This window comes from Eubacterium callanderi (assembly GCF_900142645.1).
GTDB lineage: Bacteria > Bacillota > Clostridia > Eubacteriales > Eubacteriaceae > Eubacterium > Eubacterium callanderi.
In genome coordinates, this window is record NZ_FRBP01000003.1 from 84,495 (window position 1) to 101,108 (window position 16,614).

Sequence of the window (16,614 nt, forward strand, 5' to 3'; positions counted from 1 at the left end):
AACTAGAAAAAGTTATACCCAAAACAGCCGCTTTCAAAGCAATAAAAAGGGAGATACGTCGTTTCCACGTATCTCCCTTTTCTTTATTTTGTATTATCAATGGCATACCTTACGCCATCCCAGTATACACGGTCTCGCACCACGGCCTTGTCTGGAAGGACGACATCCTTAAAGGCCCACTTTTTCCACTTTTCAAACCCGGTACGGTCGATGATGTAGCCGATGTGTTCCTTTCCGCCCGGCGCGTCCAGGTCAATGTATTCCTTCACGTAATCATAAGTGTTCAGGATGATCCTGATAATGCTTTCCTCATCGGCCCAGATAATAAAATCTTCGCCCAATCTTGGATTTTTCTTGCCTGTACGGCCCATGAGGGTCAGACGGTAATATTTCTTTTCGCTTCTGCGCCACGCGCCTACCGGGCAGGCCAGCACGCATTCGCCGCAGCCGATACACTTGCTCTCGTCGCGGACAATCTTATAATTTTCCATGCGCAGCGCGCCTGTGGATTTCCTGCTACATGCCTTGACACAGGCATTGCAGGACACACATTTATCCTTGTTGTACTGCGGCTCCGTCATGCCCATAATTCCAAAGTCGTGCATACGCACCTTCATACAGTCATTGGGACAGCCTGTCAGGGCAACTTTGAAATGCAGATCGTTCGGGAAAATGGCTTTTTCAATCTTTTTGGCAAAATTAGTGGTATTGTAGCAGGCGTAAGGGCAGACATTATTCCCGATGCAGGCCGACACATTGCGCGTACCGGATGCTGGATAACCTGTGCCCGGGTCGGTCTGGTTGATATCCAGCTTTTCAATGATCGGCTGGAGCAGGGTATTGACCTCTTCCATATCCTTCAGATCGATCCCTGGAATCTCAAAGCCCTGGCGGGTGGTCAGATGGACGGTTCCATTACCGTAGGTTTGTGCAATCTCCTGAATTTGCGAAAGAAGCTCAGCATTCAGGTAACCGCCTGGCACACGCACACGTGATGCGGTTTCACCGCGGTGCTTTGACACACGAAAAGCGTTCTTTTTTAGTTTTTTAGTGTTGATATCCATGAAAGCCTCCTAATCCACAAGATTTTTTCCAAAACTGTAATTGAAAACCGGACCGTCCAGACAGACGTAGGTGGAGTCGATCTTACAGTGTCCGCATTTTCCCAAACCGCAGCACATTTTACGTTCCTGGGATATCCAGATTTTATCCTCAGAGACTTCCCGTTTCAGGAATTCCGCCACTGTAAATTTCATCATAATCGGCGGCCCTACCGCGATAACCGCCAGATTATCCTTATCACCGAGTACAAGTCCTGGAATGTACTCTGTAACCAGACCCACATTGCACACATAGTCATCACTGTCACAGTCTACGGTCAACACGACGTTAATGGTCTTTTTCCAGCGTTCGATATCATCTTTAAAAAGCACATCCGACGGCGTTTTAAAGCCCGCGATCAGCGTCACAGAGGCGGCTTCCTCAGGGTGTGCGGCAAAATAATCGACCACACCGCGTACTGGTGAAAGGCCAGTACCGCCCGCGACCACGATGATATCCTTGCCGCGGTATTCATCAAGATCAAAACCATTGCCGTAGGGGCCTCTTAAAAAGAGTTTTGAGCCCACATAGTTTTTGAAAATCTCACCTGTGACTTTCCCAACCTTACGGATGGTCAGATCCACAGTGTCCTCACCAATGCCGCTGACAGAAATAGGCGCTTCACCAAATTTAGGCAGAGATACCTCAAAAAACTGTCCTGGCTTTACATCGCCGGTATAACGCATCCGAAAGGTATACTCGATTTCGGTGTGTTTAATCACCTCTACAATTTCCGATAAAAACGGGATATACTCATTCTTCATTGTCATCGGTCTCCTTCTCTTTTATTGCATTGTTCAGCTTGTTAATACAGCCCGAAAAAGAAATATATTCCGGGCAGATATCATCACAGCGTCCGCAGCCGACACACATGTGATAACCAAACCGTTTTTTATAATCATTCACCTTATGCATGACCTTAAAGCGCATTCGTTCCGCTTTGCTGTTTCTGAAGCAGTGCCCGCCCGCCATATCGGTATAGCCGTCCACATGACAGGAAGCCCATACGCGGCGGCGCTCACCGACCTTGCCGTTTTCCTGATAGAAGATATCCTGCATGGTAAAGCAGGTGCAGGTTGGGCAGACAAAATTACAGCGCCCGCAGGCAATGCAGCGGTTGTTGTATTCTTCCCACATAGGCAGTCCCAGCACATCCTTTAGCTCGATGCCTTCCGGGATTTCAACATGCACAGGATTTTCCTGAACGAACTCCGGAGTAACCGAAACCACTTTGGATTTGCCCTCCAGTTTTTCAGTAAGCGCTTCCCAGCCGCTGTCCACAAACACAAAATCTTCGTCTGCTTTGACATAGGCGTCATAGGCGTCGCAGGTATTGGTGCCCATATCCACACAGAAGCAGTTTTCAAAGCTCTTTGGGCAGCCCATGAGTATAAATTTTGTCTTATTACGCAGTCTTGCGTAGTATAAATCCTCAAAGTCATTTTTTAAATAGATTTCGTCAAACCGGCGCACGGCGTGCAGATCGCAGCTTCTCAGGAAAATAATATTTCCCTTTGGCTCCTCGCTGGCTGTTTTCACCTCATCCTCTGTAAAGTAAAACAACACCTCTGACTGAGGAAACAGTACCTCCTTAAATGAAAAATCGCTCTTTTTGTCAAATTCAATGTCCCCAATACTGCCAATCTCACCGTACTCCACGCGGTCTGTGTCCGAAAAAGCCCCGGCTCCCGCATACAGGCGCGGCGCAAAAATCCGGTAATTCTGAGACAGGTCTTTTAAAACCGCATCAAAATCTTCTGTTTTGATCTGATAACCCATAGCAACCTCCTTTGGATCAACTCGTTCTTTACGTTAATTTTATAACGAAATCAAAAAAGACACCGTGACAATTATCACGATGCCTTAAATTTATACCCCTATTTTCGCTTTCCATTCTCGTCAAAGGTATCTTTCAACGCTTTTTCTACGGGAAAAAACGATAAAATCAGCAATACATCCTGTGAAATCTGGATATAGAGCGATGCTTCTGCGTACTGTTCCCTAAAAAGCAACAGGGCCAGTCCGAGCACCGCCAGCATGACCAGGCCCATGATCAGCCAGATTTTGCCGCAGACCGCGTGGGCAAAGGCCCAGGTGTCCTCATTCTTCATGGAGCGGGAAGTGCGGTAGCCATACAGGCCATTGATGTCTTTAGGCGGATGCCACAGAAAGAGCGCGCCAAAGACAATACAGACTGCGGGAATTAAAAAGGTGAAAGGTGTCAGATCCATGAAATTCTCCTTTGCTACTTGATGAAAAAATTGTCAATTTTCATGTTTTGATCAAAACCGATGGTAAACTGGGCTTTGCCATTTTCGTACTCCGCAACAGCTACCACCAAAGCGCTTTTGTTATTCGGCGCTGTTTCTGTCTGTTTGATGCTTCTGAATTCCCCCAGCTTAGGCATGGTTTGATTCCAGGCGTCCTTCAAGACATTGGCATTTAGTTTATCTTTAAAATTCTCGGACACTTCAGCCGCTATGGCATCAAACTCCTGGCTGTTCCACTCGTCAATAACCTTTTCTGCCGACTGCTTCAAGGTATCCTCACTGAAGGCAGGGTCGAGCTTCTGATTGGAGGCTGACCCGCCTGAACAGGCCGACAACACGGTCAAAAGCATTAATACAGCCAAACCGATAGCAATTATCTTCTTTTTCATCATAAATTCTCCTCTCCATTTATAAACACCGGACGTATTTTTACTGTCCAGATCATTAACCCTGCCGCCGCAAAGAATAGCACCACTTCTATCCAGACGCTCGATAAGCCAAAGGCGCCTGGTAGAATGACAATGGCGGCGTCTACAACGGTATGTATGACCAGAGCATACACAAGATAACGCCATTCTTTCGACCGCACAGAGTAAAATACCAGCATTGAAAGGCCGACCTGCAGAGCCATGGCACAGACACGCTCAAAGACCGCTGTAAAAACAGCCGCATAGCTCAGCTGTGCAGCAATGACTGGCGCTAAAAACGATTGGCCATCCAGCAAAACAATCAAATTCGCAATATTATTCACACCGATGAGCAGCATTGCCTCTATACCGCCATGCCCCAGCCCATAGGCAATGCCGTCTGCATAGCGCCGGTTCTTTTTTAATAAAAACCGAACAGCAATATAACGCCCGAATTCCTCCGCAATGGCCGCTGTACCGCCCATAAAAAGGCCGTAAAGCCAGGGATTGTGGCTCATGGATAAAAACCATGCTGTCTGCGGCAGTACAATCTGTATAATCGGCAGACGGATCACCATCTGAAAAATAAAGAACACCAGCATACCGATAAAGAAAGGCTTAGCGACACGCTTTTTCTTGACACTTAGATAAATAAATCCTCCGACAGGAATGGCAAAGCATAAAAAAATCAATACGATCAGACTGGCAATAATCCCTGAATCAACCATCATTTTTCACCTCTGTTTGAACTGGAATGAACAGGCTTACTTTAAAGGTATTCTCGCCTGTCTCGATACGCAAATGTCCATTGTACTTTTCCAGGGCGCGTTTTACATTTTCAAGGCCATAGCCCTGATGCCCCTCCTTGTTTGAGTTCAGCCAGCTTTCGTTTAAAGCCGGGCTTTTTTTCATACTGTTCTCGACAGAAATCACAATAAAATCCCGCACATTATCGGCCTTCAGCTTTGTCCAGGGCTCTCTGGCCTCACAGGCCGCCTCAATGGCATTATCTAACAGGTTAGCAAAAATCGTTGTGATATCCATCTCTTTCATAAACGACAGATCGATCTGGTTCAGGGCACAGTCTACCGGGACAGATGACATTTTGCCGCGCTTTGCCTTGTCGTTGATCACAATATTCAGAACGCGGTTGTCCGTATAATAATCCTGGCTGAAGCTGTTTAAAAGCTGTCTTAAATCATCGCCGTATTGTCTGCCTTTTTCCGCCTCGCCGGTCTGGTACAGCCGCTCCATGGCCTGGAGGTGGTTTTTCATATCGTGCACTGTTTTTCTGGAATCCGCCAGCTTTTGCTCCATTTCCTGATAGTAACGGTACTGGAGGCCCGACGCCTGATCATACAGGGCCAGCTGCTTTTTCATCTCGTTATTTTGAACCACCTTGTTAAAAAGATAGAATAAATACAGGTTTAAAAACGGCACCATAAAGATATCACAAATCAGGAAAAAGGTGATCAGCGGCGGCAAGAGATAGGCTGCCAGAAAGTACATCAACACAATGTTCATCACACTGAATACTGGCAAGATGATAAAGCCAAATATTTTGATACTACCATTTACCAGGATTTTTTCCTTGTGGAAACGCGTGACAAACATGCGGTAAAGGAGAAAGATTATCACCTGATTCAGAAGTATTCCCAATCCGTTCTGCCATGGATTAAATGGAATGAACGTGATAAACATACTCAATAAAATGGGCATGACAATACACAACAGAAAGTCAAACAAACCTAAAAAGCAGCTGAAGGCAAATATATAATAGAGCTTTACTTTTTTTCGATTCTGATACAGGGCTGCTCCAAGCAGGACACTGAAAACAGGCATGGCTGCAATCTTGACAAAAGGATAAATAAAATAGCTGGCAGCAGTCAGAACAATTTCATAGGCGGCGGCCAGCGCTATCTGAACACTCTGGGAACGGTCAAAGGGGCCCAGGAGCCAGCGCATAAAATCGAAGGTCATATAAACCGTAAAAAAATTAATAACGACCGCAAAGCACATAAAAATAAATGCATCCGTTTCTGACATTTTGAATTCTCCTCCTATCCGATCAAATGCTCCAGATAAACATTGAGCTGCTCCCTAAACACCGCAGACTTCTTTTGCGACAGCGGTACCACATCGCTGTTTGTCATCTGGATATCATAGCCCTTGATGGCTTTGACGTGGAAAAGATTCACACAGAAGCTTTTGTGGGGCTGGCAGAAAGCATAAGGCTTCATCATTTCTGCAACCTCACCCATTTTACGGCGCAGATAAAAGGTGCCCCTCTGGGTGCACATGCGTACCCTGCGTTCTGTGTACTCGAAATAAAAAATATCCCTTGTATCGAACCGCACAATTCCTTCCTCTGTCTTAAACTCAAGAAATAAAGGCTGCTCGGTTTCCTGCTTGTACGCCTCCACCTCCTGGAGAATGGTTTTAATATCACTTTGAGTCACAGGCTTTTCAAGATAGCCAAAAGCATGCACACTCATGGCATATTTCTGGTAATCGGGCAGATGCGTCACATAGACAATATACACCTGCTTATCCCATTTTCGGATTCTGCGGCCAGTCTCGAGCCCGTCCATGCCGCTCATATCAATGTCTAAAAACACCAGATCATAATGACCCCGCTTCTGAAGAAAGGCTTCTCCGCATTCAAAGCAATCGATGGCTTCCACCTTGGGGTAATTTTTTAAAAACCCACAGATTATTTCCCGCATTTCTTTTTCATCGTCACAAACCGCTATCCTCAGCATGATGCATTCTTCTCCCTTCGATGTAATTTCATTATAAGTCATTTTATCTGTGAAAGCAATAAGGTTTGCCTGACAGACGGATTTTCAGTCTGAAAGACAGAAAAGGCAGGCTAAAGCCTGCCTTTTACTGCTTAAAATAATCGGATAGAATGTCCATATCCACAATTGTAATCCGGCCTTTATCCTGCCGGATAAGCTTTTGTGTATTCAAAAGCTTTAAGGCTCTTGAGATTGTTTCTCTGGGCGAGCCCATTAAATCGGCCAGATAAGTGATGCTGATATCCAGGTCAATTGTACGGCCCTGCGGGGTATCCACGCCGTAGTCATTGGCTAGCTTCCACAGCTTTGCGGCTACACGTCTCTCCATTTTCAGTACACCGGTTGTGTTTTTCAACTGGCGGTACAGCCGCCGGATCTTTCGGTTGCCCGCGTTCAGTATGATCTCTGTCAGTCCAAAATCCCGCTTCATCCACTCTTTCAGCTCTGTTTTTTCAATGCACAGAACCTCCAGGTTCTCAAAAGCCTCACAGCTCACAGAGGAGGTGGTCTCGGGGTGGATATCCTCATTGATGAGCTCACCCGGCCCCAAAATAAAAGCAACCTTTTTCTGCCCGCTCTCTCCAATTTTATAAAGGGACGCCTTGCCCGATAAAATCACAAACACAAAGGGCGTTGCCTCACGGTCTCTGAAAAGATGCTCCCCCTTTCGGTAGCAGCGCACCTTTCCAGGCTGCATCAGGGATCTAAGCGTATCACTGCATACTCCCTCAAAGGTTTTGGCAATCATTTTATCCATCCGTTTTCTCCCCTCAGCGGCTCTAAAATCACACGATAGGCCTGCTTTAGATCTTCATATTTTAAGCGGCAGTTGGCCGGGCTGGTGGATGGCAGCAAAATGGAAGGCACACCCGTTGTGGGATAGCAATATTTTTTATAGAGCGACGTTGCCTTTGCCCCGGTTGTAAAAACAGCTTTTATCTTTCCCCTGCCCAATACCTCTGTAAAATCATTGGGAACAGGATTTTTAATGCTGCTGTCACTGGCTCCGTCGATATTACAGGAAGCCAGCACATCCCAGAGGGCGATGTTATTTCGCTTCAGAAAATCCTTCTTTTCTTCGTTGGTCTCTGGCCTGGGCTGGTTTAGAATATCGGACAGCACCCGCCAGAAACGGTTTTGGGGATGTCCGTAATAAAAACCAAACTCTCTGGATTTAGGCGAAGGTATGGTGCCTAAAATCAATATCCGCGCGTCTGGCTGGCAAAAGGGCTCGATGGTATGCGTCACTAAATTATTCATTGGGGATCACCTTGTTTCTTTAGCATATTGCTATTATACCAAATTTCCATTTCAACGGTCAAAAAAAGAGCTGTTTAAAACAACTCTTTTCAGGCTTCACGGCAGCACTGCTTCGACGCAGAGCCTGCCTTTTGTGCCTCTTCTCCATCTTTGTTCAGATGAATGTATTTATTTTCCCTGAGCGTTTCAAGAAAACGGATCAGCCGTTCATAGAGAGGCTCTGCATTTTGCCCAAAGCGCTCTTTCATTACACAGGCCAGGGCCTGCACATCCCTCTTGCCGTCTATCTGCTCCCAGACATAACTGCCATAGGTGTCCAGGCGAATAGTACTGACTTCCGGCATACCAAAGAACCGCTGCGCCACCCGGTTAATCCATCCGGTATTTGGCACACGAATGGTTATGAGTCCACGCTTGTTTTTAGTATAGGTATATGCGGCATTGTGTACTGGAATATAATCCAGATAATTTGCTTTTTTATGTAAATGTCTGCGTTTTATTTCAAACACCTCCAATTTATTTTTATTGTACTGCTTTTTTATCCTTATTCCAGATTGAGAACTTAAAAACAGATAAAATCAGGAGGATAAAAAAGGCAATGGAGCCTGCGCTCCCCAGCGAGAAGCGGCCAGAAATGTTTAAAACATCGCCAAGGTAGCCGGCGCCAAAGGGAACCACAGCAAAAACAGCCAGCAAAATCCCCACAAGGCCTTCCCCCGCGATCATGCCTGAGGTGTAAAGCAGACCTTTGTTTAAGAATTCTTTTCGCTGATCCTCGGTCACCTTTTTTTTCTTTTCAAAAAACAGGCGCACCAGCCCACCGATCATAATGGCTGTGTTTAAGTGTACCGGCAGGTACAGCCCAACAGCAAAAGGCAGTACAGGAATACCAAGGATTTCAACCACCACTGCGATACCCGCGCCGATAAAGACAAGGGTCCACGGAAGATTCCCATCCATAACACCCTCAACCACCATTTTCATTAAAACAGCCTGCGGCGCGGGAAGCTCGGCAGAACCGTAGCCCCAGGCCGCGTTGAGCAGATAAAGAATCCCACCGATGGCCAAGGCTGAAATGATCACGCCCAGCAGCTCGCCGATCTGCTGCTTCTGAGGCGTCGACCCCACAATATAGCCGGTTTTTAAATCCTGCGAGGTGTCACCGGAAATCGCTGCGATAATGGCAATAATCGAGCCCACGGCAATAGCGCCAGTCATTCCAGACTGTCCGGTCATCCCAATGGCTTTAAAGATAACCGTCGCGATAAGCAGTGTGGCAATGGTCATCCCAGAAACCGGATTGTTGCTGCTGCCCACCAGACCTACGATTCGAGAGGCAACCGTTGCAAAGAAAAAGCCGAAAACGGTAATGATCAGCGCGCCAAAAATATCGACTGGAATCACAGGCACCAGCCAGATAACTAAAATAATGACTAAAACCATGGCTGCAACCAGCTTCATATTCAAATCACGATCTGTCCGGATCTGTACCTCTGGACCGTTGTTGCCCGAATAGCTTTTCATAGCCTGCTTAAAAGTGCTGACAATGAGGGGCAGCGATTTCACCAGGCTGATTATCCCACCGGCTGCCACCGCACCAGCGCCAATGTAACGGACATAGTTACTCCAGATTCCAAAGGAATCCAGTGTTGAAATGGGCACTGTCCCCGGGAAAATCACCGCATCACCGGCAAACATACTGATAAGGGGCATAATGACCAGCCAGCTTAAAACGCCGCCGGAAAACATATAGGATGCGATCTTCGGGCCACAGATATAGCCAACGCCCAAAAGCGCCGGCAGCACATCACATCCAAAGGCTGCACCCTTGTAGCCCTTAATCTCCCATGAGATTTCAGATGGAAACAGCTTCAGTCCATCTGTGATAAATTTATAGACACCCGCGATGCCAAGACCAGCAAAGACGATGGACGCTTTGGAGCCTCCCTCCTCACCGGCAAGTAAAACCTCGGCGCAGGCAGTGCCTTCCGGATATGGTAAAACACCGTGCTCTTTGACGATCAAAGCCCTGCGCAGCGGAATCATGAACAATATCCCAAGGAAGCCGCCGCAGACAGCAATGAGGGCGATCTCAAGCAGCGAGGGGCTGGCGGTTCCCCATTCCTGGCTCCACATAAACAGGGCAGGCAGCGTGAAGATCGCCCCCGAAGCCACCGATTCGCCCGCCGATCCAATGGTCTGCACAATGTTATTCTCCAGAATAGAATCCTTTTTAAGAATGAGACGGATAACCCCCATTGAGATAACAGCTGCCGGAATTGACGCCGAAATGGTCAGTCCAACGCGCAGGCCAAGGTATGCATTGGCTGCTCCAAAGACCACTGCCAGTATCAAACCGAGGATAATGGAGGTCGCTGTAAACTCTGGCATGATCCGGTCCGCTGAAATAAAAGGCTTAAATGATGATTCCTCCTTCATTACAGGCCTCTTTTCGATACACCCAGAGCCGCCAGAGCACCCGCAATAATCTGAAGATTTATCATCATATCCTCTATGCTCCAGTATTCATCCACCTGATGACACATATCCGGTTCACCTGGGAACAGTACACCAAAGGCCACAGCATTATCAAAGGCCCGGGCATAGGTGCCGCCTCCAATGGCGATGGGCTCTGTCCTGTCACCGGTAATATCCCGGTACACCCCCAGCAGTGTCTGTACCAGCGGGCTGTCCTTCTTAACGTAGAGCGGCGGAACCATCTGCATTGTATCCACCTCGTATCCGACAGGGTCTACAGACTGTCGGATACGCCTGATAATATCATCAGCATCTGCGGTTACCGGATAGCGGATGTCACACTCCAGCCTTGAGCCCTGCGCATCGACCCTTCCAATGGCCGGGTTAATGGTCAGCTCACCGGAGACCTCGTCTGAAACAGCAATATTAAAGCCCTCCACATTTGCTTTATCCAGCAAATCTAAAAATGGATGCACAATTCCAGCATCTTTAAGCTCACACCCCAGCTTTAAAAGAGCATTGACGCCATTTTGCGGTTCCATGGCGTGTGCAGGCCTGCCCTTTGCTGTAAACCTTCGCCCTTGGACTTCTGCCTCTGCGAAGTCTGGTACAATATTAATCTGTTTTCCGGCTTTTAAGGTCATATCCTCTCCTGTAACATCAGTCTTGTTATGAATCTGAACCTTGAGAATGCCCTTTTCGGCAAAAATAACCGGATAGGACGCATCTGGTGAAAAGGCGTAATCCGGTATAATCTCGGTTTCTTTATAACGATCCATACAGCGCCAGGTTCCGCTTTCCTCGTCACCGCCAATGATCAGGCGAATACGCTTATTTACCGGCACACCACTGTCCTTCAACGCCTTCATAGCATACAGCGCCACCATGGCTGGCCCTTTGTCATCATTGGTTCCTCTGCCATAAACCTTGCCATCAATCACCGTTCCGTCGAAGGGGTCAACACGCCAGCCTTCACCGACAGGAACTGTATCAATGTGCACAAGAACGCCAACCATTTCCTCTCCTTCTCCCATATCAATAATGCCGCAGCAGCCGTCCAGATTCTGGGTTTCAAAACCAAAACGCTTTCCAACAGCCAGCATATAATCAATGGCGTCGTTAATATTTTTGCCGAGCGGTGTCATTTCATCGATGGCGCCGGCATCTCCGTTTGTACTTGCGATGCTTAGCAGCCCCTTGAGATCACGCAGCATTTGTTTCTGATCCACCTTAAAATTCATCGTGAATACTCCTTTCCACGTATCATTTTTATCCTACTTTTTAAAAAGTCCTTAAACTAAATAAAACACCGTTTTGATATACCCAAAAACGGTGTTTAAAAAACATGGTGATGACAGAAACGCCCTCATTCCATTATATATTTTCTTTAATTGCTGCTATTCTGCCAGCACACTGCTCAATGGTCCGCTCATCAATAGACGCGAGAGGATGACCGCTTCCCTGTGACTGGCGGGCTACGGTTGCCGCAATCATGCGGTCCGAGCCTGTTAACCGCGCAAGATCCATTTCACCGCCGAAGTTAAAACAGCCCAGCGTACGCTTCCTGAGCTTTTCAGAAATATTATCCTTATAATATTTTTCCCTGTTTTCCGGAAAAGCGCAGTTGATGAAATAGATCACCTTTTTCCGTTCCAGAACATCTTCATACTTCTTGAGAGCCTTTCGCACCGGACGCGTATACATTCCCATGCGGATGGAGCCGCCAATAACAATAAGATCATAGGACTCAAAATCAGGTGTCTTTTTCTTAAGATCGGCCAGGTCTGCAGCCCCCACCTGCTTTAATAAAAGCTGGGCGCATTTCTCAGAGGTTCCGTTTTTGCTGTGATATGCGATCAATATTTTCATCTTAAGCTCCTTTATCCATATTTAAAAGCATCGCTTTACCCATAACCCGAACCATTATAACATAAGTTCAGCTTTAAAAATATGCTTTCTCTGTAAAATTTATTTTCTTCCTGCGTAAAAAAGATGCGGCATAACGCCGCACCTTTCTGCTCTGTGTCTAAATCTTTTCGTTCATTAATGCATTGAGCGCTGTATCCGGCTGTACCTTTCCAAGAAGCCTGTTGTCCAGCAGGCTCAATCCCTTGGTCACCAGCGTAACCAGGCCGATCAAGGCCGGCGCCACAAGAAGCCAGTACCAGGGATAGGGAATCTGGTCGATCACCGGGACACCATGTGCTCCCAGCATCAGAAGATAATTTTCGTTCAAAGCATGTGACATGATAAAAGCGATAACCGCAATGATGCCAAGTCCGATCATCGGCTTCCATGCCCTCCGCACTTCCGGCCTGTAATCCGCCGCAAAAGGCATGGTCAGGGCAATTAAAACCATGAGGCCATGAGACACCATGCTCTGTACTGCCATAGTGTGAATACCGCCATAATCATAGAAAACCCACAATGGGTAGATAAGTACCATGAGCCCGCCCATCACAGCCAAAACGTCAATGTAAGGGTAAGCCTTCTCCCGCTTAAACAATACGATCAGCGGCAGGGCGATACACACCTGGTTACACCAGTCAAAGCGGATATTCCTGAGGTCAAAACCAAAATAGCAGGTTCTCCAGCTGATTCTGAAAATCTCCAGGGCCAGCATAACGGCGGCGAGAACCCGGATCAGCTTCTGGCTGAAGCGCCGGTCATGTTTTTTGGTCTGTATGACCATAACGGTCACGATAAAAATCATCAGCAATGATGACAGGATAAGATGCTCCGGTGAAAAAATGCGATTGTGCGGCTCAACGTTCTGTGGTGCAAAGTAATGTTCGTAAAAATAATCCATGCTGCTTCCTTCTCTATTACATAATGTGCACAGTATAACATACCCCAAAAATTAATTCATTAAAATTTTAAAAAGCATGCGACAGAAAAGCCCCCGGCACCTTGGTACCGAAGGCTTTTCTGGTTAAGATCTCCTACTCAATCCCATATGTATGGGCAAGCACATCAGCCATGCTCTTCTTACGGCAGCTCTCACAAAGGGAATTGGTCTCCACACCTGCCCTTTCTCCCGCAAAACGAAGCTCAGCTTCTGTACTTATAATACTACCACAAGATTCGCATTTTGCCAATGCAAAATTTTTTCCCCAAATCGTCCTTGTTTCGCCATCTTCAGACCATTCAATTGCGCCGGTAGGGCAAACCTGAGCACAGCTTGTGCAGCCTATGCAATCAACTGAAGGATTTTCGTAGGGTGTCGCAACTTTTTTAGTGACTCCACGGTTAATGGTTGAGATCGCGCCAGTGCCAAGGGCATCACAGGCTTTTGTACAAAGCCCGCATAAAATACACTTTTCACCATCCACAGGTTTCAGTCTTGATGTTTCAAAGGCCCCGTACTTGTCACACATGGCCTGTATTTCAGAGCTGGCAGGCGCCCTTGTTTTGAGCAGCATCAGAATTACTGAGCGTTCCTCTTTTATCCTTTCACTGTCAGTGTAAACCTCACAGGGACGCTCTAACGGGTAAACACAGGAGACAACCACCTTGCTTCTTCCATTTTCCACTACTTCTACAATACAGACCCTGCAGCACCCCTGTTCCGCAAGACCAGGGTGATGGCACAGCGTTGGAATATCAAATCCATTACGTTTCGCAACTTCTAACAGAAATTCACCCTTTTCGCAGGTACACTCTTTACCATTGATGCTGATTTCCATTATGCTTCACCCCTTTTCACTGCAACCACCGCATCAAAATTACAGGCCTCACGGCAGCTGCCGCAAGCAATACATTTAACCGGATCAATGTGATGCGGCTTTTTGACCTCGCCGCTCACCGCTCCAGCAGGACAGGCTTTAGAGCAACGCATACATCCTCTGCAGGCTTCCTCATCGATCACGAAGGCTGTCAGTTTTGGACAGACACCAGCAGGGCATCGTTTTTCATGGATATGCGCCTCATACTCGTCCCGGAAATATTTTATGGTTGTCAAAACTGGATTCGCAGCGCTTTTTCCCAAACTGCACAGGGATGCGTCCTGCATGGTATGGCAGATTTTTTCCATCAGCTCAATATCGCCTTCCTGTCCTCTGCCTTCACAGATATCGGTCAGTATGGTTAAGAGATGACGCAGTCCTTCACGGCACGGCGTACACTTACCACAGGATTCATCACACAGGAATTCAATATAATAGCGGGCAACCTCGACCATACAGCTTCGGTCATCCATGACAATCACACCGCCTGACCCCATCATAGCGCCATAGCTGGTGAGGGTATCAAAATCCATGGGCAGGTCTAAAAGCTCGGCAGGGATACAGCCGCCCGACGGGCCGCCAGTCTGCACCGCTTTAAAGGGCCGGTCTCCCGGAATCCCTCCGCCAATGTCATAGATCAAATGCCTCAGGGTACTCCCCATTGGTATTTCAACCAGGCCGGTACGCTTGACCTTGCCAACCAGGGCAAAGACCTTTGTACCGCTGCTCTTTTCTGTTCCTAATTCCTTAAATTTCGCGCCGCCGTCCTGGATAATTCTCGGAATATTCGCCAGGGTTTCAACATTATTCAATACGGTCGGCTTGTTCCACAGCCCTCTCTGAACAGAACGGATATATTTTGCTCTCGGCTCACCTACCCGGCCCTCTACCGACGCCATCAGCGCAGTGGATTCGCCGCAGACAAAGGCACCGCCGCCCCGAACGATCTGAATATCAAAGGATTTGCCTGTTCCCATGACAGAATCTCCCAGGAATCCTTTTTCTCTGGCCTGCTGCAGCGCGATTTTACAGTTTTCTACTGCCAGGCCGTACTCATCACGGATATACATATAGCCTTCCTGCGCATCAATGGCGCAGGCACAGATAATCATGCCTTCAATAACAGAGTGCGGGTCGCCCTCCAGTATTGACCGGTCCATAAAGGCCCCAGGATCACCCTCATCGCCATTACATGCCACATATTTTACATCCGAATCATATTTTAACGCCTGGCGCCATTTGGTTCCAGTCGGGAACCCTGCACCGCCGCGGCCCCGGATACCGGAGGCTTCTACCTCCCCAATGATCCTGTCCGCATCCATGGATAAGGCTTTTTTTAAAGCACTGTAGCCTCCTCTGGCGATATAATCGTCGATATTGGTCGGGTCAATCTCCCCGATGTTATGCAGTACCCACTTTTTCTGTGGCGCGTAGAATGGATTTTCATGCTGCGAGCGCACGCGTTTTCCATCATTTCCTTTATACAAAAGCTTCTCAATGATCTTTCCGCCAAGCACTGTATCCTTTATGATGCTGTCCGCGTCCTCTGGTTTAACCTTATAATAGGAGATATCCGCCGGCTCAATTTTAACGATGGGGCCATTTTCACAAAAGCCGTTGCAGCCCGTGGACTTGATCAGAGGGGATACCTCAATATCGGATTTATGCTTTCTGGCAGCTTTTTGAAGCGCCTCTAAAACCAGCAGACTCCCATTGGCCCGGCAGCCGGTACCGCAGCAGACTAAAACGTTTTGCTTCATGCTTCTGCGCCCCCTTCCGAAAGCTCCCTGTACTGGTTCAATATCTCGGGCAGCTTTTCAAGCGTTACCTTTCCGTAATATACACCGTCGATCACCATTACCGGCGCCAGCGCACAGGAACCGAGACAATTCACGGTTTCCAGCGAGAAAAGCCCATCCCCCGAGGTTTCACCCGGACTGATGTCCAGCTCACGCTTAATGCCGGTGATCAGATTGACAGACCCACGAATATGGCATGCGGTTCCGTCACAGAGCTTAATGATATGTTTTCCTTTTGGCTTTAAGCTCAATGCCCGGTAAAAGGTTGCCATTGAATATAATGACGATAACGGGCAATCCAGATATTCGGCCAACGCTTTCATTCCCTGCTCTGGAATATAGTTAAAATGATGCTGCATATCCTGCATCATTGCCAGAGAATGCCGTCTATCCCTGGGATACGCTGATAAGATTTTGTCGATTGATTCTTTTGTTATTTCCTGCATGGGCTCACTCCCCTTCCTCATCCTCCCGCAACAACGGGAAAAATTGCCACAGCACTGTTTTCGTTCAGAGGTGTCTTAAGCCCCTGCAAATGCTCGATATGGCGTCCGTCGACCATCAGGATAATCTCTGCTCCGGGCGCCTCTCCATCTGGACTTAAAACGTGATTCCTGAAAGCATCGCCATAGGTTTCAGAGAGGATATGCAAAAGCGTGTACATATCCTTACAGACCGGTACATCTGCCTGACGGCAGCCTGTATAATTCCGGATGGTAGCGAAAAATTTTACTTTCATCTTAATCTCCTCTTTGCGTTATGATGCATGAAAG

19 protein-coding genes are annotated in these 16,614 nt (G+C 47.5%); all 19 read right to left on the reverse strand.

Annotated elements, in window-relative coordinates; translation table 11 throughout:
• Window positions 1-83: 83 nt before the first annotated feature.
• The 19 genes from asrC to BUC22_RS04360 all read right to left on the reverse strand — a co-directional run bounded on the left by asrC (window position 84) and on the right by BUC22_RS04360 (window position 16,580).
• Window positions 84-1,064 (reverse strand): sulfite reductase subunit C, encoded by a 981-nt coding sequence (asrC, locus tag BUC22_RS04270; RefSeq protein WP_013380078.1) that lies wholly within the window; start codon window positions 1,062-1,064, stop codon window positions 84-86.
• A 9-nt stretch (window positions 1,065-1,073) separates the two neighbouring features.
• On the reverse strand, window positions 1,074-1,865 hold the full coding sequence (gene asrB, locus BUC22_RS04275) for an anaerobic sulfite reductase subunit AsrB (RefSeq protein WP_013380077.1): 792 nt from the start codon (window positions 1,863-1,865) through the stop codon (window positions 1,074-1,076).
• Window positions 1,855-2,880, reverse strand: coding sequence for an anaerobic sulfite reductase subunit AsrA (gene asrA, locus BUC22_RS04280; protein WP_013380076.1), 1,026 nt, complete (start codon window positions 2,878-2,880; stop codon window positions 1,855-1,857). The genes asrB and asrA overlap by 11 nt, the downstream gene beginning before the upstream one ends.
• A gap of 98 nt (window positions 2,881-2,978) precedes the next feature.
• Window positions 2,979-3,332, reverse strand: a complete 354-nt coding sequence (locus BUC22_RS04285) for an SdpI family protein (protein WP_013380075.1) — start codon at window positions 3,330-3,332, stop codon at window positions 2,979-2,981.
• 14 nt (window positions 3,333-3,346) lie between these two features.
• Window positions 3,347-3,760 carry a DUF3887 domain-containing protein gene (locus BUC22_RS04290; RefSeq protein WP_038353791.1) on the reverse strand — a complete coding sequence of 138 codons (414 nt, stop codon included), beginning with the start codon at window positions 3,758-3,760 and terminating at the stop codon, window positions 3,347-3,349.
• Window positions 3,760-4,509 (reverse strand): YhfC family intramembrane metalloprotease, encoded by a 750-nt coding sequence (locus BUC22_RS04295; protein WP_013380073.1) that lies wholly within the window; start codon window positions 4,507-4,509, stop codon window positions 3,760-3,762. Before BUC22_RS04295 ends, BUC22_RS04290 begins: the two co-directional genes overlap by 1 nt.
• Window positions 4,499-5,824 carry a sensor histidine kinase gene (locus BUC22_RS04300; protein WP_013380072.1) on the reverse strand — a complete coding sequence of 442 codons (1,326 nt, stop codon included), beginning with the start codon at window positions 5,822-5,824 and terminating at the stop codon, window positions 4,499-4,501. Before BUC22_RS04300 ends, BUC22_RS04295 begins: the two co-directional genes overlap by 11 nt.
• Window positions 5,825-5,838: 14 nt before the next feature.
• Window positions 5,839-6,540 carry a LytR/AlgR family response regulator transcription factor gene (locus tag BUC22_RS04305; RefSeq protein ID WP_013380071.1) on the reverse strand — a complete coding sequence of 234 codons (702 nt, stop codon included), beginning with the start codon at window positions 6,538-6,540 and terminating at the stop codon, window positions 5,839-5,841.
• Between the two features lie 124 nt (window positions 6,541-6,664).
• Window positions 6,665-7,336, reverse strand: coding sequence for a Crp/Fnr family transcriptional regulator (locus BUC22_RS04310; protein WP_013380070.1), 672 nt, complete (start codon window positions 7,334-7,336; stop codon window positions 6,665-6,667).
• Window positions 7,324-7,839, reverse strand: a complete 516-nt coding sequence (locus BUC22_RS04315; RefSeq protein ID WP_013380069.1) for a DNA-deoxyinosine glycosylase — start codon at window positions 7,837-7,839, stop codon at window positions 7,324-7,326. Before BUC22_RS04315 ends, BUC22_RS04310 begins: the two co-directional genes overlap by 13 nt.
• Before the next feature lie 89 nt (window positions 7,840-7,928).
• The gene (locus BUC22_RS04320) at window positions 7,929-8,348 is read right to left on the reverse strand and encodes a PqqD family protein (protein ID WP_143074394.1); all 420 of its coding nucleotides are present in this window, start codon (window positions 8,346-8,348) and stop codon (window positions 7,929-7,931) included.
• A gap of 13 nt (window positions 8,349-8,361) precedes the next feature.
• Window positions 8,362-10,278: an OPT family oligopeptide transporter gene (locus BUC22_RS04325; protein ID WP_013380067.1), complete on the reverse strand. Its 1,917-nt coding sequence runs from the start codon at window positions 10,276-10,278 to the stop codon at window positions 8,362-8,364.
• Window positions 10,278-11,558 (reverse strand): Sapep family Mn(2+)-dependent dipeptidase, encoded by a 1,281-nt coding sequence (locus BUC22_RS04330; RefSeq protein WP_013380066.1) that lies wholly within the window; start codon window positions 11,556-11,558, stop codon window positions 10,278-10,280. The genes BUC22_RS04325 and BUC22_RS04330 overlap by 1 nt, the downstream gene beginning before the upstream one ends.
• A gap of 133 nt (window positions 11,559-11,691) precedes the next feature.
• On the reverse strand, window positions 11,692-12,186 hold the full coding sequence (locus BUC22_RS04335; RefSeq protein WP_013380065.1) for a flavodoxin domain-containing protein: 495 nt from the start codon (window positions 12,184-12,186) through the stop codon (window positions 11,692-11,694).
• A gap of 157 nt (window positions 12,187-12,343) precedes the next feature.
• On the reverse strand, window positions 12,344-13,126 hold the full coding sequence (locus BUC22_RS04340) for a YwaF family protein (RefSeq protein WP_013380064.1): 783 nt from the start codon (window positions 13,124-13,126) through the stop codon (window positions 12,344-12,346).
• A 133-nt stretch (window positions 13,127-13,259) separates the two neighbouring features.
• Window positions 13,260-14,003, reverse strand: a complete 744-nt coding sequence (locus BUC22_RS04345; protein ID WP_013380063.1) for a 4Fe-4S dicluster domain-containing protein — start codon at window positions 14,001-14,003, stop codon at window positions 13,260-13,262.
• A complete protein-coding gene (locus BUC22_RS04350) occupies window positions 14,003-15,802 on the reverse strand; it encodes an NADH-quinone oxidoreductase subunit NuoF (protein WP_013380062.1) in 1,800 nt (599 codons plus the stop codon). The genes BUC22_RS04345 and BUC22_RS04350 overlap by 1 nt, the downstream gene beginning before the upstream one ends.
• The gene (gene nuoE / locus BUC22_RS04355; protein WP_013380061.1) at window positions 15,799-16,287 is read right to left on the reverse strand and encodes an NADH-quinone oxidoreductase subunit NuoE; all 489 of its coding nucleotides are present in this window, start codon (window positions 16,285-16,287) and stop codon (window positions 15,799-15,801) included. The genes BUC22_RS04350 and nuoE overlap by 4 nt, the downstream gene beginning before the upstream one ends.
• A gap of 17 nt (window positions 16,288-16,304) precedes the next feature.
• Window positions 16,305-16,580 carry a MoaD family protein gene (locus BUC22_RS04360; RefSeq protein ID WP_013380060.1) on the reverse strand — a complete coding sequence of 92 codons (276 nt, stop codon included), beginning with the start codon at window positions 16,578-16,580 and terminating at the stop codon, window positions 16,305-16,307.
• Window positions 16,581-16,614 lie beyond the last annotated feature (34 nt).